Annotated in this window: 18 protein-coding genes; 6 read left to right on the top strand and 12 right to left on the bottom strand. The window is 36.5% G+C overall.

Translation table 11 applies throughout. The features are described from left to right. Positions 1–26: 26 nt before the first annotated feature. The 3 genes from KFE94_14665 to glmM form a co-directional block, all read right to left on the bottom strand. Positions 27–608, bottom strand: coding sequence for a DUF4136 domain-containing protein (locus KFE94_14665; protein ID UTW65882.1), 582 nt, complete (start codon positions 606–608; stop codon positions 27–29). Between the two features lie 67 nt (positions 609–675). Next, a complete protein-coding gene (locus tag KFE94_14660; protein ID UTW65881.1) occupies positions 676–1794 on the bottom strand; it encodes a cysteine desulfurase in 1119 nt (372 codons plus the stop codon). Positions 1795–1803: 9 nt separating this feature from the next. Further along, the gene (gene glmM / locus KFE94_14655) at positions 1804–3204 is read right to left on the bottom strand and encodes a phosphoglucosamine mutase (GenBank protein UTW65880.1); all 1401 of its coding nucleotides are present in this window, start codon (positions 3202–3204) and stop codon (positions 1804–1806) included. Positions 3205–3373: 169 nt separating this feature from the next. On the opposite strand from glmM, the gene KFE94_14650 reads away from it, so the two are divergent. The 4 genes from KFE94_14650 to KFE94_14635 all read left to right on the top strand — a co-directional run bounded on the left by KFE94_14650 (position 3374) and on the right by KFE94_14635 (position 7373). Further along, on the top strand, positions 3374–4786 hold the full coding sequence (locus KFE94_14650; GenBank protein UTW65879.1) for a tetratricopeptide repeat protein: 1413 nt from the start codon (positions 3374–3376) through the stop codon (positions 4784–4786). Between the two features lies 1 nt (position 4787). Further along, complete coding sequence (locus KFE94_14645; protein UTW65878.1) at positions 4788–5570, top strand: phosphosulfolactate synthase; 783 nt, start codon at positions 4788–4790, stop codon at positions 5568–5570. Positions 5571–5637: 67 nt separating this feature from the next. After that, complete coding sequence (locus tag KFE94_14640) at positions 5638–6651, top strand: DUF368 domain-containing protein (protein UTW65877.1); 1014 nt, start codon at positions 5638–5640, stop codon at positions 6649–6651. Continuing rightward, on the top strand, positions 6648–7373 hold the full coding sequence (locus KFE94_14635) for a shikimate dehydrogenase (GenBank protein UTW65876.1): 726 nt from the start codon (positions 6648–6650) through the stop codon (positions 7371–7373). Before KFE94_14640 ends, KFE94_14635 begins: the two co-directional genes overlap by 4 nt. A 9-nt stretch (positions 7374–7382) precedes the next feature. Here KFE94_14635 and KFE94_14630 read toward each other — a convergent pair whose 3' ends face one another. The 4 genes from KFE94_14630 to KFE94_14615 form a co-directional block, all read right to left on the bottom strand. Next, a complete protein-coding gene (locus KFE94_14630; protein UTW65875.1) occupies positions 7383–7991 on the bottom strand; it encodes a hypothetical protein in 609 nt (202 codons plus the stop codon). Positions 7992–8101: 110 nt separating this feature from the next. Beyond that, positions 8102–8902, bottom strand: a complete 801-nt coding sequence (locus tag KFE94_14625) for a dienelactone hydrolase family protein (protein ID UTW65874.1) — start codon at positions 8900–8902, stop codon at positions 8102–8104. 280 nt (positions 8903–9182) lie between these two features. After that, positions 9183–10328: a DUF2911 domain-containing protein gene (locus tag KFE94_14620; GenBank protein UTW65873.1), complete on the bottom strand. Its 1146-nt coding sequence runs from the start codon at positions 10326–10328 to the stop codon at positions 9183–9185. A gap of 110 nt (positions 10329–10438) precedes the next feature. Continuing rightward, complete coding sequence (locus KFE94_14615) at positions 10439–11641, bottom strand: aminopeptidase (protein ID UTW65872.1); 1203 nt, start codon at positions 11639–11641, stop codon at positions 10439–10441. 48 nt (positions 11642–11689) lie between these two features. Here KFE94_14615 and KFE94_14610 point away from each other — a divergent pair, with 48 nt between their 5' ends. After that, positions 11690–12256 (top strand): hypothetical protein, encoded by a 567-nt coding sequence (locus KFE94_14610; GenBank protein UTW65871.1) that lies wholly within the window; start codon positions 11690–11692, stop codon positions 12254–12256. A 105-nt stretch (positions 12257–12361) separates the two neighbouring features. Then, entirely contained in the window at positions 12362–14707 is a 2346-nt protein-coding gene (locus KFE94_14605) for a M1 family metallopeptidase (GenBank protein ID UTW65870.1), read from the top strand. Here KFE94_14605 and KFE94_14600 read toward each other — a convergent pair whose 3' ends face one another. From KFE94_14600 to KFE94_14580, 5 genes are all read right to left on the bottom strand, one after another. After that, the gene (locus KFE94_14600; GenBank protein UTW65869.1) at positions 14708–15709 is read right to left on the bottom strand and encodes a type IX secretion system membrane protein PorP/SprF; all 1002 of its coding nucleotides are present in this window, start codon (positions 15707–15709) and stop codon (positions 14708–14710) included. Beyond that, positions 15710–20749, bottom strand: coding sequence for a PKD domain-containing protein (locus tag KFE94_14595; GenBank protein UTW65868.1), 5040 nt, complete (start codon positions 20747–20749; stop codon positions 15710–15712). A 204-nt stretch (positions 20750–20953) separates the two neighbouring features. Further along, on the bottom strand, positions 20954–21985 hold the full coding sequence (locus KFE94_14590) for a cytochrome-c peroxidase (GenBank protein UTW68289.1): 1032 nt from the start codon (positions 21983–21985) through the stop codon (positions 20954–20956). Between the two features lie 125 nt (positions 21986–22110). Continuing rightward, positions 22111–23190, bottom strand: coding sequence for a c-type cytochrome (locus tag KFE94_14585; protein UTW65867.1), 1080 nt, complete (start codon positions 23188–23190; stop codon positions 22111–22113). A 38-nt stretch (positions 23191–23228) separates the two neighbouring features. Then, a complete protein-coding gene (locus tag KFE94_14580; GenBank protein UTW65866.1) occupies positions 23229–24581 on the bottom strand; it encodes a saccharopine dehydrogenase NADP-binding domain-containing protein in 1353 nt (450 codons plus the stop codon). Between the last annotated feature and the right edge of the window lie 46 nt (positions 24582–24627).

Raw genomic sequence — 24627 nt, 5'->3', positions numbered from 1 at the left:
GGAATGCATTCACATCCCCTTTTTCATTATTCTTTACTTTCCGGTTTCTTATAGTATTTTCCGTATAAAAGCGGTCGTTTTTCGTTGGTTCCTGCAGAATACGGATATTGACCAAAAATCTCATCAATCATCTTTTGCATCTTTCGATCACTTAATGAATATTGATCGTATTCACCGGTAGCTCCGCCTTGCCATACCAATTGATGTTTCTTCACATCTACCAAATCGATCATGATCGTGGTTTGATTATACACATAGGTAGTCGTATAAGAGTCCCATCCGTAATACCCCCAATATCCACCACCGTAGTTATTAGTAGTCGCGCCCATTCTTTGTTGCACCTTACCGTTAACGGAAATATATAAATCCGGTTGATCAGATTTTTGATATCCAAGTAACCTCATATACTCTTCCATATACGATTTTAAACGACTTGCTCCAGGCCCCATCAGGGAATCTGCACCAGGTAAATAATTGTAAGTTTTATATTGAGAAAAATCTGCTGTTTTATCATAATCTGATATTATGGTAAATGTACTGGTGCATGCTGTAAGCATCAAAATACTTAAGCTTACCACAATGCCTCCTATAATTCCTCTTTGCATCATTTTTATATTATTTACTTACTACTTTATAAACGGATTTATGAAAACATTGTTTCAAAATCACAATGTGCTATTCTCCTAAAATGGCTCGAATCGCAGTATCGATTTCCTCTTTGGTATTGTGTTTACTAAATGAAAATCTTGCTGAAGCTCCAGTCACACCAATTTGATTTAGTACCGGAGATCCCCCAACACTTCCCGAACCACACGCACTTCCTCCAGATACCATTATACCCTTTAAATCTAGCTGAAACAAAAGCATTTCATTCTGTTTCTGGTCTGGAAAATTTACATTTAGAACTGAATTCACTGATCGATCCAAATCACCAGAAAGGCCATTAAACTTTACTCCGGGAATTCTTTGCTCTAACTGCTCTTTGAAATAATGTTTTAATTCTAATACGTAAGCATTTCGTTCCTTAAAATCCTGAAAAGTCAATTCCAAAGCCTTGGCAAACCCCATGATTCCAATGAAATTCTCTGTTCCACCTCTTACTTCTCGCTCTTGTTTTCCTCCATTCATCATTGCTTGAATTGAAGTTCCTGAACGAACAAATAAGAATCCTGTCCCTTTTGGTCCATGAATTTTGTGCCCCGAACAAGTCATTAGATCCACCCTTAGTTGCGATAAATCCAAATCAAGATGCCCTACGCTTTGAACAGTGTCTGTATGTAACAAAGCATGATGTTCCATACATAGATCAACTGTGCGTTCCAGATCCAAAATATTCCCTAGCTCATTATTGACATGCATCAAACTCACTAAAGCATCTTCCGACTCTTCCAGTTTGTTTTTCAAGTCATCAAAATCGATCTCTCCATGTGCTAATAAATTCACCCATTTAACATCGATTCCATACAGTTTTTTCGCTTTTTCGATACTCGAAATAACGGCAGGATGCTCAATCTTAGAAGATATAATGGTTTTAATCTTTCCTGATCCCGCAACACCTAAAATAGCCAAATTATCCGCCTCAGTTCCGCCAGAAGTAAATACGATTTCTTTCGGCTCACACTTAAACAAGTCTGCAATTTTTCTACGTTCTCCTTCTAATAACCCTTTTGTCTTTCGACCTAGAGCATGTACCGAAGAAGGATTTCCAAAAACATCCATTGCCTGAATCATAGAAGCTTTTACCTCTTCATCCAAAGCAGTAGTTGCAGCATTATCAAAATAAATCTGAGACATGATTAATTTTTAAAGATTTTCGCGAATGATCTCTTTCATATCAGAGATCAATTTTTCAGCTAAAACATCCGCTGTAGTTTGATGCTCACTTTCCGAATAAATACGAATAATAGGCTCTGTATTTGATCTTCTTAAATGAACCCATTCTTTCTCGAATTCTATTTTAAGTCCATCCTCAGTATTCATCGGTTGATTTTTATATTTCTTTTCCACCGAATTTAAAATCTCATCGACATTAATCTCAGGAGTGAGACTAATCTTATTTTTCGAAATATGATAATTCGGATATGAAGCTCTTAAAGCAGAAGCTTTACATTCTTTTTGTGCCAAATGTGAAAGGAATAAAGCAATTCCTACTAAAGAATCTCTTCCATAATGTAGCTCCGGATAAATCACACCACCGTTTCCTTCACCGCCAATCACCGCATTCACTGCTTTCATTTTGTTCACCACATTCACTTCTCCTACAGCAGAGGCGTGATGTGTTGATCCATACTTTTCAGTTACATCTCTCAATGCTCTGGTAGATGACATATTCGAAACAGTGTCTCCATTGGTTTTACTCAATACGTAGTCAGAAACAGATACCAGTGTATATTCTTCACCAAATACTTCTCCAGTTTCACTTACTAGAGCCAATCTATCCACATCCGGATCTACCACAATTCCGAGATCATAAACCTCGTCTTTCATAATAGAGATCAACTCTGTCAAATTCTCCGGTAATGGCTCAGGATTATGAGGGAATTTTCCGTTAGGTTCACAGTACAATTTCTTTACCTCTACACCTAAAGCATCCAACAATTGTGGGACATATATTCCACCAGTTGAATTCACAGCGTCTACAACGACCTTAAATTTACGCGCTTTGATGGCTTCAACATCTACCAATGGTAAATCCAATATTTGTTGAATATGGATTGCTCCAAAATCATCTATTTTTTCAACCGAACCTAATTCGTCAATTGAAGCAAAAGTAGCCTCATTGTTATTCGCTAATTCTAAGACATCCGCTCCATTTTCAGCACTAATAAACTCTCCTTTTTCATTCAAAAGTTTAAGCGCATTCCATTCTCTTGGATTGTGGCTCGCAGTTAAAATGATACCACCAATAGCTTTAAAATATGGTACTGCAACTTCTACAGTTGGAGTTGTAGACAGACCTAAATCTATCACATCAATACCTAAACCTTGAAGTGTGGCACACACTAAGTTAGACACCATTTCTCCGGAAATTCTTGCATCTCTACCAATAACTACTTTTGGCTTGTTGTCAGATTCTTCTTGATTGTTTTTTAACCAGTATCCAAAAGCGGATGTAAACTTCACTACATCAATGGGGGTCAAACCTTCATCGGGACGACCTCCAATTGTTCCTCTTATACCAGAAATTGATTTTATCAGGGGCATTTTTTCAAAATTTTTAGAGCGCAAAGATAATGACAAAAACAAGTGACAAATACGTAAAAAATGAAGATATTTTAACATGTTGATAGTCTTGTTAACAATTCTATTTTATCGGTCATTTACCCCCTAAATGTTTTCGTATTTTTGATATGTACAGTACATTTGCACGCTTATGGAAGACCATCCTGATTTTCTGCCATTTGAAGATGAAAACGCAAATCATCTCATCGAAAAATTTAAAGAAATGCGTTCTATTGGAGCTCATTTTTATTTTGATGTTGAAGAATTTGAGGAACTAATCGACCATTATCTTTTTGACTCTGATCAGCGTATTGTTCATGAAATCATAGAAATAGCAAAAAGTCAACACCCGGACTCTACCACACTTATTTTGAAAGAAGCCGAGGCTTTGGTATATGCGGAAAGACATGCAGAAGCATTAGACCTTGTTGAAAATGTGAGATTGTATTCGGATTCTAATCCGGAACACTATTTCAGCAAAGCATCTATCTACAGCATGTCAGATAAAAGAGATAAAGCAATTGAAATTCTTACGCGATTGATTGAGATTTCAGATCATGAGGATTTGATTGAGGCTAAAATGGCTTTGGCAAAGGAATTTCAGGAGATTGGTGACTATCAGGAATCCATAAAAACTTATAGAGAAGTTCTTTCCGTCTCTGATAATAATGAAGACGCATTGATGGAACTTAGCTTGAGTTGTGAATTGGGAGGGAAAATTAGTGATGGTATTAAAATCATTGAGGATTTTATTGATGCGCATCCATATTCGCACTTTGCATGGTTTTCTTTAGGGAACTTACACTTGACGTTGGAAAACTTTAAGGAGGCCATTAACTCTTATGAGTATGCCACATTAATCAACGAAGGTTTTTCTGAGGCACATTTCAATTTAGGAAATGCGCTAATGAAAATCGAGCGTTTTAAAGAAGCCATTGAAGCATATAAGAATTCCATAACACAGAATTATACAGATCCGGTGACTTATAATTTTATTGGTCATTGCTATATTATTTTGGATCAAAATGAAACGGCTATGGATTATTTCCAAAAAGCTGTAGATCAAAGTCCTGAATATGCAGATGGGTGGTTAGGATTTGCGGTAGCACTATCCAATTTGGATCGTACTGAAGAAGGCTTAATGTATATTGAAAAGGCGGTTAAACTCAATCCGAAAAATATGTATTACAGATACTTTCATGCGGATATGATGTTTAATCTGGAAAATTATGAAGAAGCTGAAAGACTGTACAAAAATGTATATGAATCTGAAATTGAAAGTACAGGTATCTACTTGGACTATACAGAATCTTTAGTATTAAATGATAAATTTCAAGATGCATTACAGGTACTTGTTAATGGAATCTCAAAACACCCTGAGGAATCTATTCTTTATTATAGATACTCTGCATTAATGCTACAAATGGGGCATGAAATGGATGCTGAATCTATTCTTATGCTCGCACTAGAAATCAACCCCGATCAATCAAGTCAGCTATTCAACTTCTTCCCAGAAGCGGGAAATTTTGATGGTATTATGGATTTAATTGAAAATTATAAATAAAATGAATTTTGAATTACCTTTTCTGCCAAACAGGACAGAAAAACCGAGAGAGAAAGGTCTCACAATGATGATGGATAAGGGTTTGAGTAATAGACAAACCGAATATTTTATAGAATCTTGTGGAGATTTAATTGATGTAGTGAAGTTTGGATTCGGAACATCTTATATTACAAAAAACTTACCGATCAAATTGGCCATGTACCGTGAGGCAAACATCAAATGTTACCTGGGCGGAACTCTTTTTGAAGCGTTTGCTGTACGTAATATGTTTGACGATTACAGAAGATTATTAGATAAACTGCAACTGGATTGTGCGGAGGTATCTGATGGTTGTATTCATATCCCTGAAGAGCAAAAGTTAAATTACATTTCTGAACTATCTAAGGATTATACAGTACTATCCGAGGTAGGTTCAAAAACTGATGCCGATCTTTTAAGTGAAGAAGATTGGATTAGAAAAATGAAAACCGAATTAGAAGCTGGTGCATGGAAAGTAATTGCTGAAGCAAGAGAAAGTGGAACGATTGGAATTTTCGATGAAAAAGGAAAAGCCAAACAATCTATGATTAACCATATCTCTGAGCAAATTGGTAATGACAATGTACTTTGGGAAGCACCTCAAAAATCACAACAAGTTTGGTTTATCAATCAATTTGGTGCCAATGTTAATCTAGGGAATATTGCCCCTCAAGAAGTTATACCTTTAGAGACACTTCGCTTAGGACTTCGTGGCGATACATTTTTCAACTTTTTACCTGAAGAAATTGCAGAAAAAATGAGATAGTAGCTCACGCTAATTTCATTTAGTTTTGTGATTTTCAGATAATTTGTGATTCAATTTTAATTAGTCTATGAGAAGTCTTAAAGATTATGCTATAATTTCTTTAAAGGGATTAGCCATGGGAGCTGCTGATGTTGTGCCTGGAGTTTCTGGTGGAACAATTGCACTTATTGCGGGTATTTATGAAGAACTTATTAATACCTTAACTTCATTAAACGTTGGAGTCATTCAAACTCTTCGTAAAGAAGGTTTTGCTGCGGCCTTTAACGCCATCAATGGAAAATTTCTAATGTCTTTGGTCTTGGGTATTGCAATCAGTATTTTATCACTGGCTAAGATTTTTAATTACCTGATTCAACACGAACCAGTACTGGTTTGGGCATTTTTCTTTGGACTTATCTTAGCTTCCGTTTGGCTTATTGGTAGTCGCGTTTCGGATTGGGATTTAGGCAAAAGTTTAGCATTAATCATTGGTGCGGTCATTTCATTTTTAATTACAGTGATCTCCCCAGCGCAGGGACCAGATACTATGTGGTATTTATTCCTTTCTGGTGTTCTGGCATTTGTAGCCATGATACTACCGGGAATTTCCGGAAGTTTTATTTTACTCCTTTTGGGTGCTTACCATTTAATTCTTGGTAAAGTAAGTACAATTCTTGACGCGCTAAAAGCCATGGACTTCACCATCATTTTAACCAATGGTATTGATTTAGGAATTTTTGCTATCGGGGGAGTTGTTGGGCTTCTTAGTTTTTCCAGAATCCTAAAATGGATGTTTGAAAAATACCAAAACCGAACTTTAGCACTGCTAACCGGATTTTTAATTGGTTCTTTAAATAAGGTTTGGCCGTGGAAAAAAACAATTGAAGTGTTTGTGAAACACGAAGGCGAGCCAAATGAAAAAGTGGTTCCTTTAGTACAAGAAAACGTACTTCCTAATGCAGACTTCTCAATTCTTACTGAAAACGATATTTTACTAGGACTTACAGAAAAACCAACACAAATTGGAGCTTCAATTGGGCTCTTTGTTTTTGGCTTCCTGATCATTTTTTTACTTGAAAGAATTTCATCTTCAAAATCATGAAAAATTACGGTTTAATAGGACAATCACTATCTCATACTTTTTCTCCAAAGTATTTTACAGATAAATTTGAAAAAGAGGGCATTGAAGCAACATACAAAGCTTTCGAATTAGATGATATTAATGACCTGAGAAAGCTCATTCAGGATCACAATCTTGCTGGTGTAAATATCACTATTCCGTACAAGAAAAGAGTCATGCGATTTATGGATGAAATGGATCCATTGGTTTCCAGAGCTAAAGCCGTAAATACCATTAAAGTTGAAGGCGGCAAATTGATTGGTTATAATACTGATTTATTAGGTTTTAGAAAGTCTCTTCGTGACCAAATTGGGTATAAAAGAGCAGCAGCTATCGTACTAGGTACAGGTGGTGGTGCCTCTGCTATTAAAGGAGCTTTAGAAGTTATGGGTATTCCCTATCTGGTAGTCTCCAGAAATACACGTGTTGGTGATTTAACCTACAAAGGGTTGACCAAACGAATTTTTGAACAATACAATTTGATCATCAATACCACTCCTGTAGGTATGTATCCTAACGAAGATGAGGCTCCGGACATTCCATATGAGTTCTTAACAGAGAACCACTTTGTATACGATTTGATTTATAATCCGGAAAAAACGAAGTTTCTTTCTTTAGCTGAAAATAAAGGATGTAATGTTCAAAATGGTTTGGAAATGTTACATCAACAGGCAGAAGAAAGCTGGAAGATTTGGAATAAATAAATCTCTGGTTTAATGCGAAGGTTGTGATGTTGCTCTCGAATAGAACTCCTCAAAGTTTTTATTCAGGAGCATAGCAATATCCAGATCTGTTCTTTTGATGATCGCCATTCCACTTCTTTTTCGCACATAAAAAGGGAAAGGTTTTTCCAACGGTTTGAACTCATTATTCATCACCACTACCCCTTCCATATGTCCACTGATTGCGTCAAAATAGATGTCTCCAACATCTAAGATGTAGATTGGAACATTTTGAGGAATTGTAATGCTCGAATCTATAGTAAGATCTGCGCCTAAAAATATACCCTCAAAATTTCCTTCTCTTACATCTTTACTATTTCTTGCATAGAAGAATCGTATCTCTCCAAACGTATAAGCGGTATTCAATGCCTTATAAATCTCCGTATTCTTTTTCTCTATTTCAGCCAGCTTGCGTTTTAAAGTTTTCTGCTGACTTAACTTCCTCATTTGTTCCACGACAGCATCATCCGTATGCAATCTGACCAGAACGACACCTTTCTTAATATTTCGAATATGGTTATAGGCTTTCTGTTCTGGATTTACATCCATAAAACTAAAGTGAATACCCACAAAAATGATTATCAATAAAGCAGAACGCATAACTTTCTTTTATCTAATAAACGTAAAGTTATCACACAAGGTTAAGATTTCAAAAAAAATGCCCAACATCATAACGACATTGAGCATTACCTAATTAAACTTTTTGTATTCTATTGATATCTTGAATTTAAGTATGTCAATACCTGAGCATATGCATCTTTAGCATTCTCATAGTTGTATTTGTCAGAGTTTTTATTGGCAAAACCTCCGGTTCCTTTATACTCAATCTCTCTCAATTCTTTACCGGCTTCTTCCATTTGACTTTGGAAACGAGACGCTAAATTTGGCGTAATCCAAGTATCCATGTCAGCAAAAATAGCTAAGACATCCGTCTTAATTTTTTTCAATTTATCTACATCATACTCAGGCATACCATAATATACCACACAGGCAACATCTTTATCTCCGGCATAAATTGCTGTTTGTAGAGACCATGCGCCACCAGCACTCCAACCCAAAGAACCTATTTTTGCGTCTTCTCCAACATAAGCAATCGCTCCTTTTATAATAGATACATTTCTATTGTATTGACTAGACATTAAAAAACGCATAGCCTGGCTACTGCTTTTGGCAACCTTTCCATCATATAAGTCAATAGCCATCACATTTACATTACCTAAATCTTTCCATAAGGTATACGCCTCTTCTTTTACTTCAAGACTTAACCCCCAGCGATCATGGTAGATAAATAACCAATTATTTGTAGGCTTTTCTGCTCTGATTAGATAAGCACTTCCTGGATGTTCTTGTGGTATTGAGAATGAAATCATCTCTCCAACACTCTCATCAAACGTAGATGTTGTAGCACGTTCTTCTGAATATGAATTAGAAGAACCCTCCCCTTTTTCTCCAGCATATAACGTAATAGTTAGTGGGAGAATAACTGCTGTTAATAAATACTTTATTTTCATGGTGTAGTGTTTTTATCAAAACAAATGTAGATCAAGATTTTAGATTACAAATCAATAATTTGTCAATCAAATTAAAATTGACCATTTAATTAAATAGATTGAGCATAAAAATCATTTTCAACAAAACAAAAAGCTCAAAATAACCATCATTACCAAATATTTAAAAACAACGATCCAATATTTAAAATCACTTTTTCAACTCGCTATCTTAGGGTAAATATTCTTTATCAAAAACAAAAAAGGCGCCCTAAGGCGCCTTTTTCAATTCATTAATAAACTATTAATTGATGTCTTTTCCTTCTTTAAGCAATATCAAAGCTTTTTGTAAATTCTGCTTATTACCCTCATCCGGAACTATCTTCAAAGCCTTCTTAACATATTTAGCAGCAGTCGAATACTGTCCTAACGCTGAATAACCTCTAGCCATACCCACATTAGTTGGCCAGGCTCCATTGTTCTTCTTATAGTTCGCTTTAAAAACCTCCATCGCTAATTCGTTATAACCTTTTTTGATCAATCCTCTTCCAAACTGATGTACTTTACCAGAACTTGCAGTTGGATGCTTTACAGCCTTTAAAATATATGCACTGGCTTTTTCATAATCTCCCATTGCCAAAAGCACCAATCCTTTGGTCTGAAGTGTTGTAAAGTTTACTTCCCCGACATACTTACCTTCAATAGCAACCGTTGCCCAGGTCAAAGCTTCATCCAGGTTTGTTTTGTTTTGAACACAGAAATTTGCGGCAGTCACCCAATTTTGCCATTGAAATCCAGCATCGGACCTTAATTCCTGACGCATTTTATTTAAGTATAACTCCGTTACGTCTGGAATTTCAACTTTGAAATTAACACCCAAATGCTCCCATTTCATCCAGGCTTTACAAGATTCTAGCTTTCTTTCGGTAAATTCATATGTCAGAAACTCATGAAAATCTGTTTTCTTCGGAGTAACCGTAATACGTAGTGCATCTTCGCTCTTTTTGTAAAAATATGCGCCCCAGGAAGTAGAATTTTTCGAAAATATGATCACCCACTCTTTCTCTCCAGGTTCCATAAACAGACCATACGTGCCTGCCTCTAATCTATTTCCATTAATCAATACATCCTCAGAAAATGAGATTGTGGTATTTTCATTAGCTCCTGCTCTCCAAGGAGAAGGGTTTTCTTCTGAGCTATAACCAAAATGTAAATTCTTTGTTCCGTAAGGAACTAACTCTCCCCAAATCTTTCCTGTTCTATCTTCACCTTTTGGACCATGAACATCAGGACTATTATATGTAATCGTCACTTCCACAAACCCCATATACTGAGTCACCGAAGCTTTTTGATTATCACCACTAGGAGGAGATGTAATCTTTTGCGCGAATGCATTATTTTGAATCAAAGCCAAAACACCTACAAACGCTATGAAAACCAGTTTTTTCATCTTTCTAAATTTTAAGGCTAAGTAAATTAATGTGGGTAAATCAAAATGACTTACCCACGACTATTCTTCAATCTATTTCAATATTTGATCCTAAATAAGATAGGCCTATCTTATTTGATTCCCAGCTTCTTTTTAATCGCTTTAGGAATAGCATCTTTATGAACCAAAATGTTCATCGTCTTATATCTTACATACGCATCAGAAGCAAAGAAGTAACCATCGCTGTACTTTGTTCCCCAGGAGTTTTTCACGATGTAATACTTGGTACCAAACTGATCTGTTGCCAATCCAGTAATATGCATACCATGATCATCCGTAGTTGATTGATTGTCGTAAGCTTCTTGTCTGTTCTCTTGAGTTATCACCAATTCTTTTACTGGAGCATCAAATGCAGATCCTTTTTTCTCCGCACCTGCATCACTAAAGTTTTTGTTATCCTTTCCCTTTACTTCGATATTATTGATATCCTCCGGAACAATAGCTAATCTATCTCTAAATGAGAATCCTTTCTCACTTACATCTGCAGCCCAGGCAATAGAATAATCATTTTTCAAAGCATTATCCATAACCTCCATCATTTCATCTAATGGTAAATTATAAAACTCTTTCCACAGCCAGTTATCAGCTACCGCAATTGGAAATTCTGTATAATATGGATGGTGATTAAAAGAGGTAATAGCTACATAATCATCAGGATTTAAGCCTGTTTTTTCCAGAAAACTTTGTGGCGTATAAGATTTTCCCTCATAGGTAAACTCTGTAGGCAACTCTCCCAAATATGCATCTAACGTTCCTTCGATTGCAGGATGCCATGCGGTAGATAATTTCTTATTTGGATTTTCTACAACAGCATCAACCATTGCTTTCAGCACATGGTCCATCTCAGCGTGAATATGTTTTTCAGTACCATAATTCAATCCAGTGTAGATTGTATCCGGAACCATCCCATAATGTTTCATCACATAAATCACATCGTGGAATGCTCCTCCTGGACCAAAATTCAATTCCCCATACATTCTAACAGTCTTTTTCGCTTTGTCAGAATACGTATGCCAAACCACAAACATTTCAGATAGATTATATCTACCATTTCCCATTCTTTCTATCTCCGATTCAAAAAATGATAACGCAGAAAAACTCCAACAAGTTCCTGATCTATATTGATTTTTTACATCAGTAGCTTCTATACTGTTTTGAATTGTAAATAAATAACCACCGTCTTCAACATTTCGAACGGTATCTGCATTTTGCGCTTCTACATTTCCTAACATTGAAAATGCAGCTGCACCAATTAAAGCAATTTTTTTAAACATGGACATTTTGTTTTATTCGTATAAATTTGGCCACAAAATAAAGCGATTATGTGGGATTTCAACCAAAAACTTGATAAACGGGTATTCCATGGTGTAAATACTCAAAAAATGACATTTGGAGGACTTTTATTACTAATCTTCCTTGCGTTTTCTGGCTTTGCACCACATCCTTACCATGTGTCATATACTGAAATCGAATATAAACCTCAGGAACACCGTGTGACTTTTTCAATTGAAGTTTTTACCGATGATTTAGAAAAAGCTATTAATCTTGAACTTAAACCTGAAAAATTCTTTTTAGGACAGGAAAATTTACCAAAAGAAAACGAAGCATTGATTCAAGAATACGTAAGTCAGAAATTATCAGTAATTATTGATGGGATAGTTATAAAATCTCCTCAATATCTTCCAACACAAAGTAATCCGGATCGAACCATTATATTTTTTGAATTTACCGATTTACCTGAGTTTTCAAGTTTTTCTGTTCATTTTCAATTACTAAATCACCTCATTAAAGGACAGCAAAACATTATTGAATTCAAATCCCCTCAAATCACTGGGAAAGAACTATTAAGTATCGAAAAAAATAATGCGACCTGGATACTCAAGGATTAAAACCAAAGCCCTCGAACCTTTTATCATACTATAATCATAAATTACATCTATTTATGATTGTATTTCATTAATAATTTTTTCTTTGTCAGCTGATAAATTCAGCTTATGAAAAAAATCATTTATGTAATCACTTTATTTTGTGTCGCTTACACCTCTGTACATGGCCAAAATGCAATTAAAAATTCTACTCCTTATAGCTCTGATAAATTCAAACAGTTAAAGGAAGAACTTCCCGGGCCCAATATGTATAGAACAGCTTCCGGTGCCCCAGGGTCAGAATATTTCCAGCAACAAGCCGATTATGTAATCAAAGTGGTTTTGGATGATAAAAATCAAAAAATCACGGGTGAAGAGGTTATCACCTATCATAATAATTCAAAAGATGAATTGACCTATTTGTGGATCCAATTGGATCAAAATATGCGTGCTCAGGATTCGGATACAAAACTTATCAATCAAAAGACAATAGGAGAAAACGGCATGAGCTTTAAAGACATGAAGAAACTCCAAAATAACTTTGATGGTGGTTTTAATTTAACTGAAATCAAATCAAGCAATGGAAAAGAGTTAAAATATACCATCAATAAAACTATGATGCGCATTGATCTTCCTACACCTTTAAAACCAGGAAGCAAAATGAGTTTTTCTATCAAATGGTGGTACAACATCAATAACCGTATGGAAATTGGTGGTAGAAGTGGTTATGAGTATTTTAAAGAAAATGATAATTATCTGTATACGATTGCACAGTTCTATCCAAGAATGGCTGTATATAATGAAGTTGAAGGTTGGCAAAATAAACAATTCATTGGCGGTGGTGAATTTGCATTAACTTTTGGAAATTATAAAGTGAGTATTACGGCACCAAAAGATCACGTGGTAGCAGCCACAGGATCATTGCAAAATGCCTCCTCAGTTCTTACCGGTACGCAGAGAAAAAGGTTGGAAAAAGCTAAAACATCAGATACTCCAGTTCTAATTGTAACGCAAGAAGAAGCTGAAAAAGCTGAAAAAGAACATGTTTCTGATACCAAAACCTGGACATTCTACGCTGAGAATGTTCGAGATTTTGCATTCGCTTCCTCCAAAAAGTTTATTTGGGATGCTATGGGTGTAAAAGTCGGTGGTAAAACGGTAATGGCTATGAGTTATTACCCTAAAGAAGGAAACCCGTTATGGGAACAATATTCTACACGAATTGTTGCGCATACTATCGAAACCTATTCAAAATATACCGTAGATTATATCTATCCGGTGGCTATCTCAGTGCATTCAAAATGGATCGGTATGGAATATCCAATGATCTGCTTCAATGGTGGTAGACCTCAACCGGATGGCACCTATTCAGAAAGCACAAAACACGGTATGCAGTCTGTGATTATTCATGAAGTAGGTCACAATTTCTTTCCAATGATTATCAATTCTGATGAGCGTCAATGGACCTGGATGGATGAAGGTCTCAATACTTTTGTTCAATACTTAACCGAACAAGAGTGGGATAAAAACTATCCTTCAAGAAGAGGTCCTGCTCAAAATATTGTTCCTTACATGAGAAGTGATCAAAGTCAAATGGTTCCGATTATGACTAATTCCGAATCGTTGATTCAATTCGGAAATAATGCATATGCCAAGACTGCCACTTCTTTAAATATTCTGAGAGAAACTATCATGGGCCGTGAATTATTTGATTATGCATTCAAGACCTATGCGGAAAGATGGGCTTTTAAACACCCTACTCCTGCCGATTTCTTTAGAACAATGGAAGATGCTTCAGCAGTTGATTTAGATTGGTTCTGGAGAGGATGGTATTATACGATAGACAATGTGGATATCGCTTTATCTGATGTAAAATGGTATAAGGTAAATACACAAGATCCAAAAATCGACAAAGAGAATCAACGTCAGGAAGATGCTTCCAAAGAAAAAGGTATTGGACAGATTAGAAATGCTGAATTAGCACCTTCTATCGTGGAACAAGACTCTACTATGAAAGATTTTTACGATAAGCGCAACATCTATAGCTATGACATTTTTGATTTGGAAAACTATGAAAAGTTTAAGCAAAGATTATCTGATGAGGAGATTGCTTTATTAGATACCAATACAAACTACTATAGTCTGAGTTTCGAATTAGTAGGTGGTTTAGTGATGCCTATCATTTTAGAATTTGAGTTTATTGACGGAAGCAAGGAAGTGGTGAAAATTCCTGCTGAAATCTGGAGGAAAAAAGGGACCACGACCACTAAGTTATTTTGGTTCAATCAAGAAGTGGTAAGAATAACATTAGACCCTTATTTAGAAACTGCAGATGTGGATCGCTCCAATAATTATTGGCCGCCAAGAATTCAACCTTCAAGATTTGATTTGTATAAAGCCAAGAAACAGTACAAATACGAATCAGTTGGAGAAAATCCGATGCAAAGATCCAAAAGAGCTGAAGAGAAAAAATAATTAGAATTTAGGACAAGCCAGTTTTCTTCTTCTGGCTTTTCTTTTTTTGCGAGGATTGATATACTCATATATCAAACTAATTTCATGCGATCCACCGGTAGTACTCCATATTTTGCTAATGGTGATATCATATGAATAAGCCATCTTAAAATTCTTATAATGAATTCCTGCCAATAAGATGATGGCATCATTGTTTTGATATCCCTTCTTATATGACTTCAATCCCGGAATTCCTCTATACCATACCCCCATTACAAATGGTTTCATGTAATAATACATTCCCACGTCAAACTGATCCCATTTACCCTGTGCTTTATAATTTGCCGCTATGGTCATACTACGAACGATTTCTCGCTTTACGGTTCTTCTCATCGGTAATCTATAACCGGTATGAATATTATGGCGGGCATCAATGAAATTTTCATCTCCAAGTAAAGAGTTGTTTGGACGATTAATATGATACACTGAATATCCAAACCAGAATTCATTTCCATACAAAAGCCCTCCTGCTGAAATATCCATGTAACCTACGCGGTCATTAATCAGGTTAGATTGTACAGAAATATCGTTTCCGGTCAACAATTGATCGCCAAATTTCAAACGGGTCATGTCCACTGCTCTGTTTCCATAAGCTAATCCTATTGCGGGTCTAAATGCCAATTTACGGTTCAACTTCATTTCATAGGCATAAACCCCTCCAATAGTTGTTGTACTTAATGCTCCCGAGCCTGCCTGATCTCTTTGTACAGTTAATCCCAATCCACTATGCGCCTCAGCAATATTTACATCATATGAAATTGAATATGAAATATAGGATCCCGGTATCGCAGGCCATTGATCTCTAAAATTCCCCACGACTCTATGCTGATCAGATGTTCCTGCTAATGCCGGATTTAAATATAAGGGAGACGCATAAAATTGAGAATATTGGACATCCTGAGCTATAGTGTTCAAAGCACTCAGCACTCCAATTAAAATCCATATTTTATTTAACGACTTCATTTATTGTAATAATGTTACATCTCCTGAATAGACCTTTTGTTCTCCATTTACCAAAATCACATCTGCTTTCCATACATACACATCCTGTGCAGACATCTCTCCACGGTAATAGCCATCCCAACCTTGATTAATATCAAAAGTTTCAAAGACCAATTCTCCCCATCTGTTGTAAATCACCAAATGATATTGATCCACACCTTGACTAATTGGATAGAATACACTGTTGTCTATTACCCCTGGATCATACATACCTCCATTCGGACCGGACGGGTCCGGCACAAAGGCATTCGGGAATGTCACATCTCCCGTAGCTTCTACCGAAATGTATGTTGCATGTACCAATGTATCCGGACAATTGTATTGATTATTGGCTATTAAAGTGATCGGGAAAGACCCTACTTCCTGATACTGGTAGATTGGATTTTCCTCAGTAGATGTACTTCCATCACCAAAATCCCAATTGTAAATGGTTGCATTTGCAGATTGGTTGTAAAAGAAAGTTTTATCCCCAGTTGTAGAAACTTTAATCGGCTGGTAATCGAAATTGGCAATTGCATTTGGAAATACTTCTACAATATCCACTTTAGTTTGTGTATCTGTTCCATTTACTCCGGTCACTTTTAAACTCACCGTATAAATTCCAGGAAAGAAATAGGTATACACCGGATTCTCCTGAATAGAAGTATTTCCATCCCCAAAGTCCCACAAATAATCTGTTCCATAAATAGAGTTATTTGTAAAAGAAACCGTTACCGGTGCACATCCATCCTGTCCTCCAGTAAAATCAGCAGTTGGTGGTGGTGGTAAGATTTGAATCAATTGCTCCGCAGTATCTGCACAATATGGGTTTGAGATAATCAAAGTGATGGTATAATCCCCAATATTCAGATAATCTATGGTCCCAGGATTCATATTTGAAGTTTGTGTACCATTTCCCAAATCCCAGTTATATGTCCAGCTTCCCGCAGATGTATTTGTAATATTTACCATAGTAGACGGGAATGCCTGAACTGCAGGAGTCGCTAAGAAACTCGCAATTGGCTGCGGGTAAACCGTAATCATATTGTTATACACATCGGTACATCCATATGGCGAAGTACTTGTTAAAGTGATTGGAATTGTAATCGGAGTATTTCCCGTATTCGTGTAGGTTTCATCCGGATTTTGGTTTGTGGAAATAATTCCATTACCTAAATCCCATAAATAATTACTTGCTCCAATACTATTGTTATTAAACTGAACATAAAATGGACTACATCCTATTGAATCAATTTGCGCATCTGCTATGACTGGTGGATAAACTTCAACTTGAGCCGTACTCGTATCATTACACCCTTGTAATGTAGAAGCGACCAAAGTCACATTGTATATGGTGGATATAGAAGTTGAATTTACGTAGAGATGTGGCACAGTTCCCTGGATGGAGTTTGAAGAGGTTCCGTCTCCAAAGTCCCATAATAAGTTATCATAATCCAAACTAGAATTAGTAAACCCTACATTTAATGGGGTACAACCAGCCGTCATATTGGAACTAAATGAAGCCACCGCTGTAGGATGAACAGTAATGTTTAAATCGATAGAATCGGTACATCCGTAAGAAGAAGTCGCCAATAACGATGTTGTATAATATTGTGTTTGTCCGGTAGCAGTAAAAGTTTCCGTTGGACTAATACTATTTGACATATTACCATTTCCAAAATCCCACTGATAGCTTGAGCTTCCGACACTGTTATTTTGGAAGTTAATGACTAATGGGCTACATCCTACCGAGTCTCCGGAAAAGTCTGCCTGTACGGAAGGATAAACCGTAATGTTGGTTTGAGCAGTATCGTTACAACCATGGATGGTACTTGCAATAATCTCAACCACATTAACAACTGGATTAGGTGTAGCGTTGATATAAGTATGAAGTTGATTCGTGAAATTTGAGTTCAGTATATTTCCATCGCCATAATCCAAAAAGATATTATCAAACCCGTAACTATTATTGCTAAAATTCACATCTAAAGGTGTACAACCAGATAATACACTTGAGGAAATAGCGGCAGTAGCATTATGATATACTGTAATTGGATTTTGAATGGTATCCACGCAACCAAATGAGGATGTTGCCACCAATGTTACACTATAGGTCGTATCCGTAACTGTTCCTGAATAAAACACATGATTCGGGTTCATCGCTGTGGAAACTCCCCCATCTCCAAAATCCCACAAATAGGTTGCCGCTCCCTGAGTCGTATTTGAATAGGATGTACTTAATGGTGTACAACCTGCGGTATCTGCTGTAAAACCTGCAAAAACCGGAGGGTGTACAGTAACATCTTGTTGGGTCGTATCGTGACATCCATGCGTGGTTGAAGCAATTAGACTTGCTGAATATACGGCTTGTCCAGAAGTCACATTTGAATATATATGATTCAAAACCCCAGTATTTGCAGTAGACGTATCCCCATCTCCAAAATCCCAATAATAACTTGTAGCATTTAAAGAACCATTGGTAAACATGACATCTAAAGGACCGCAACCGATTGTATCAGATAACGTAAAAATTGCCGTTGGTTCAGGAAATACCGTAACAATTTCTGTAGTTGTATCCACGCATCCGAACGGTGATGTAGCCACTAATTGAACGGTAAACAATTGATCATTTGTTGTGCTATTATAGAATGTATGCGAAGGTGTCTGCCCCGTAGCTGTGGTACCATCACCAAAATCCCATTGATAACTTACTGCACCAATAATTGCAGGAAATGTAACAGTCAGAGGTGAACATCCCGAATCAGGAATTGTGGAAAATGGAAAATCAGGTTCAGGATAAATAGTAACCACCTGTGTCGCTGTATCTGTACATCCCTGTGCGTTTGTGGCAACCAGATTCACATTATAATTCGAAATAAACAAAGTCGTATTACCAAATATATGAGACGGGTTTTCCAAATTACTGGTTACCGTAGAATCTCCAAAATCCCATAAATAACTCACAGCAGCATTCGATGTATTGGTAAAATTCACTTCAACCGGCCCACATTCCGGAATAGAGTTACTTGTAAAACCAGCTTCTGGCCCACCATATACAGTTACCTGCATTTGTGCAGTATCCTTACAACCAAAATTAGTTTCAGCGATTAAGGTTAATGTATAATTCGTATCCACCGTATCTGAGTTTAAATAGGTAATGAGTGGCTGAAAAGCATTAGATCCATACCCATTGCCAAAATCCCAGTTATATATTGTAGCTCCAACGGAATTGTTTGTCGTATTAGTAACCAATGGACTACAACCTATCGTATCCGAAAGTAAAAATGCAGCAGTGGGAGTAGTTTCTACGGTTACAGAATCTGAAATAGTATCCGCACAATGTGGCGTAGCCACTATCAAAGTCACTTGATAACCACCTGTTGTATTATAAATATTCGTGCTGTTTTGATTCATTGATGAATTTCCATCACCAAAATCCCAAGACCATGAAGTAATCGGATCAGAAGTTCCATGAGTTGACAAATCTGTAAATGAAGCTACTGCATTTTGGCATACACTATTCGCCACAAAATTGGCTACCGGAGATTCGTATACATTTACTGAATTTGTTTCAGTATCTGTACATCCATTCGCATGAGTTACAAATAGATTAATATTATACGTACCTGGAGCGTTATAATATTGTGTTGGTGGATTGGCTAAAGTCGAGGAATTTCCATTACCTAAATTCCACTGCCATGCCACGGCACCCGAGGTAGAATCTGTAATATTTACGGTTAAGGAATCACATGCTTGATTCGCATCTAAGCCAAAAGACGCCACAGGAGATGGCTTGATATAAATATTGGTTTGTGTGGTATCCTGACACACACCTGATGTTCCTGTAATTCCCGCAATCATTGTAACAGTTGTATTACCGGTATTACTAAAATTAAAAGTCGGATTCCCGTTATATTGATTAAACCCGTTGCCATCACCAAAATCCCAAAAGAATATGTTGGAACCTGAACCAGAATTATTTGTAAATGTTACTGTTTCTCCTACACATGCAGAATCATTTGTAATACTCAATCCTGCTGCTGGAGGTGGAATAATCGTAACCGTAATATATGCGGTATCCTGACCACACATATTACTATCAATCATCATAATGGAATAAGAACCGATTCCAGGAAATGCAATGGTGTGACCTGGTTGTGCTGGTGGATCAAATGGAGTCCATGGAATAATAGAGTCATACCCTAAGCCCCAATAGTCTCCCAAGTTCCAATATTCATAGCGCTGTTGCACATTACCTTCAGGTAAACAGTTTTTCAAGGTTGCATTTGTAAAATGCACTACCGTATCCGGATAACAAAGTAAGGTGGCAGATGCATTAATCACAGCCGTATCCAAATCGTACACCATTAATGGTGAAAAATTTGCAATAGTTGGATTTCCAAAACTGCAATAGTTCTCCGCAGTCAAGGTAACCACAGTCTCACAACTTACCGTATTTCTTTGATACGTATGTGTCACCGTTTGCCCAGCATTAGTATGATCAAAAATCAATGGTGGCGTTCCATCTCCAAAATCCCATGTAAAAGTTGTTGTCGGAGAAACGTTTGTAGACGAATTAATAAAATCTATGGGTGAAGGTGCACAAACAACAGTAACCCCTCCAAGTGGAATTTGAATGGATGAATTCACCGGCTCTTCTAGTACCACTACTCCATTGATGGTACATCCGGTAGAATTATCCGTAATAGAAATATTAAATGTATCTACAGTAGCAGTATAGGTGTGCTGAACAAATGCCGGAGGAGTTAACGATGCGCCCGTGGAATTTGGGCTTCCATCTCCCCAGTTAATGGTATAATTTCCTAGTGGAATATCCGTTTGAACAAAAATGGTGTAATCTGAACCACTACAACCAATGAAATATGGGGTTGTTTGTAAAATTCCAAACCCATCATAGACCTGATGGCATTGGGATAAGGCAGAAGATGTCTGGAAAATAAATCCATATATGAAAACAAAGACAATAGTAAACCAGTGTATTTGTTTTTTAAATAAATTCATTTTCCTCACTTATGAAATTATTCATTATTTCGAATTCATACCTAATGGTCTTAAATTCAAAATGTAATGAGGTTCAATGTTAAAAATTATGCTTGAGGTTTATTTATAGCTAATTGTCAAACATTTTAAATAATGAGGCAATTAGAGCATATTTGACAATATATCAGTCATTTTAGAGTTGTTAGCGAAATTTCATTTGGAATATTATTTATCCGGGTCCTGAAACTTCTTATTCATTAGGAATTCCTCGTCCGTCAGTGTTTTTAGAAAAGCCAATAAATCTGCCTTTTGCTGTGCGGTCAAGATTAAACTCCCTCCGTTATCTGTTCTATTTTTCTTTTTCATGTCTATAGATAAATTGGGAGAGTTTTGATGAACTCCAGAATTATAGAACTCAATGACTTCTTCCAGTGTTTCAAATCTTCCATCGCGCATATATGGTGCAGTAAGAGCAATATTACGTAATGTTGGAGGTCTAAACTTTCCAATATCTAATGGATCTCCTGTCACATTTCCATATCCATTATCCAATATAACTTCATCCAATCCATTATTGACCATCTCAAACCCCATAAATAAAACTGTGCCGTGGCAATGACGACAGTCCCCCGCTTCTGAATTAAATAATTGAAACCCTCTTGATTCATCAGGATCTAATAACAATTCTCCGTTTACATATTTATCGAATTTGGAGTTTCCAGAAACCATAGTACGTTCAAACTGTGCGATGGCTTTAGCCACATCCAAAGAATCAATGACATCTACGTTAAAAGCTATTTTAAACAAATCTCGATACTCCTGATCTGCATTCAATTTTTCCAGGACATCTGGCCACGTTGCATTCATCTCTAATGGGTCAACCACAGGTAACAAAGCCTGATCTTCGAGTGTTTTTGCTCTACCGTCCCAAAATGAAGCTATGTTATATCCTACATTCACAATAGCCATTGCACTTCTTTTCCCTTTTAATCCATCAATGCCCAAACTAAAGTCATTGGAGTCTGCATAACTATATTCCGGCATATGACAACTAGAACATGATTGCGTATTATTACCGGATAAACGTTCATCATAAAATAGTTTTCTTCCCAGTTCTACTCCTTCAACGGTCAAAGGATTGTCTTCAGGGATATCCATTGGAGGAAATCCTTTGGGTAATTCCAAATTATATGGCGTTGGATTCTTAATCTCTTTTGGTGTTACAGTTATTACCGGATCATGCTTACATGATATCATAAATGAAAACACTATCATATAGAATAGGATCAGATTAATCTTACGTTTAATTACGTACATCGTATACCAGGTCATAATAAAATAACAAAGTTCAAGGTAGTATCATGTCAGAAATATGCGTATTTCTATTTATTCGGATCCTGAAAACTTTTATTATTTATAAAGTCTTCATCCGTGAGTGTTTTTAAGAATGCCACCAAATCTGCTTTTTCCTGTGCGGTCAAATTCAAACTGCCATTTGGTCGATTTGCCTTTAACATTAAAGGCGAAATATTTGGAGAGCTTTGATTTACTCCTGAATTGTAAAATTCAACTACTTCTTCCAGCGTAGTAAACCTACTATCATGCATATATGGCGCGGTCAAGGCAATGTTTCTTAAAGTTGGTGGTCTAAACTTCCCTTCATCAGTAGATAGACCAGTCACTTTTCCATATCCAATATCTTCCATTGTTTGCTGTAATCCATTATTTTCAAACGCAAACCCCATAAGTAAACTGGTTCCATGACAATGGAAACAATCTCCACGTTCAGTTGCAAAAACCTGAAAGCCTCTTAATTCATTTGGCTCTAGTAACAATGCTCCATTTACGTATTTATCGAATCTGGAATTTCCCGAGATCATGGTACGCTCAAATTGAGCAATTGCTTTAGCTACATCTAAAGAGTCAATAACGTCTACTTTAAACGCCACTTTAAACATGTCACGATATTCCTGATCCGCATTCAGTTTTACCAATACATCAGGCCAATTCGCATGCATCTCCAGCGGATCTGTTACAGGCATCAGTGCCTGTTCTTCCAAAGTTTTTGCACGTCCATCCCAGAAAGATGCAATGTTGTAACCTACATTAATCACAGCCATTGCATTCCTTTTGCCTTTTAATCCATCTATACCTAAACTAAATCTGGCTGAGTCAGAATAACCGAACTCCGTAATATGGCAATCGGCACATGATTGTGTATTATTTCCTGATAATCTAATATCATAAAATAGCTTTCTTCCCAACTCAACACCTTCAACGGTCATCGGGTTATCTGCCGGAATTTCCATTGGTGGAAATCCCGGAGGTAATTCTAAATTATATGGTGTAGCCTCTTTTGGTGGAGCCGGTTTTATCACTGGATCATGTGTACATGAAGCTATAGATAGTAATCCAACCCCTAAGAGTATAAATTTATATTTTATATATCGAGTCAAATGCATTGAGCAATGATACTATAATTCAACATGCCTGTCAACCATCAATTTACATACCCGATATACGCTCCTTTTGATTCTGAAAAAGTAATATCATATTTTTCTAATTCATCCAATACAGGATTATAAATATCTGGTGTTACAGGGAGTTGAACTCCTGTTTTATTAATTGTTCCATTCAATACCATCAATGCCCCGATTCCAACTGGGAGACCTACCGTTTTAGCCATTGAAGTATATGTTTGATCTTCTCCTATAGAGACCATCGATGAGGTGATTAATTCTCTTTTGCCATCCAATTCATAACCAAACTTATGCACCATCACAATCATATCTTTATCGTCCGGATCCAAAGTCCATTTTTTCATCAAAATATGTTGCAATACCTGAGCTGGAGTCGCATTTTTTAATCCGACTTTTTCTTCAGTAAACAGACCTAACCATTTTAGTTTATCCATAATATCAGAATCCTGATCGATTTTTAAATAATGCATCAACTTCAACTCAACCGAATCACTGTGGTTGTATGCCAGATATTTATTTACGAAAGATCTATGCGTAAGGTTCTCACTATCTTCCAAAACATATGTATCATCTGTCAGTCCCAATTTCACAAATACGTCCCAGGCTCTACAAAACCCGGGTCTTCTTAAAGTACCACGATACATCGTTGGAATATCTTCTAACCCATATAACCCTCTGTAAGATAATGAATCTCTATTTGCATAACCCTCAAATGAACCATAACCTTCCACATCCATCATTTCAGTTCGTCTAAATAACATATGGTATGGAATGAACTTATATCGACCTTCCTGAATAAACTTAACAGCTCCACCTTGTCCGGCTACGACCACGTTTCTAGGGTTCCAGGTAAACTTATATCCCCACGGGTTATTATCACTCTCAGGTGCAACCAGCCCCCCTGTGAACGACTCAAATTGTAAAAAATTTGCACCAGCATCTCTTAATTGATCTATTACACGCATAGCCGACATATGATCAATTCCTGGATCAACTCCCATTTCATTCAATAAAATGATTCCTGCATCTTTTGCCTCCTGATCCAATGCCTTCATTTCCTCTGTAATATATGAAGCGGTTACCATGTTCTTTTTATATTTCACACAGTCTTTTGCAACCACAATATGAAAGCGTGCTGGCAACATAGAAATAATCAAATCAGAATCCTGCACCATTTTGGTTCTCGATGCATCATCAAAAACATCAAAAACTATTTCTTCCACTCTTTCACTATCACCAACTATATCTGAAATATGACCAATCTCTCTATCCGCAATCGTTATAAATAAATCTTGACTTTCTGCGTTATCCACTAAATATTTAATCAATGAACTTGAAGATCTTCCTGCGCCTAATAATGCTATTTTTCTCATCTTATATTTTTATCATCCAAATGGATGTATTTTTCTAATTTGACCT

Source organism: bacterium SCSIO 12643 (assembly GCA_024398135.1).
GTDB lineage: Bacteria > Bacteroidota > Bacteroidia > Flavobacteriales_G > Salibacteraceae > CAJXZP01.
The sequence above is the reverse complement of the archived record's forward strand: the minus strand, read 5'-3'. Positions and strand labels throughout refer to the sequence as shown.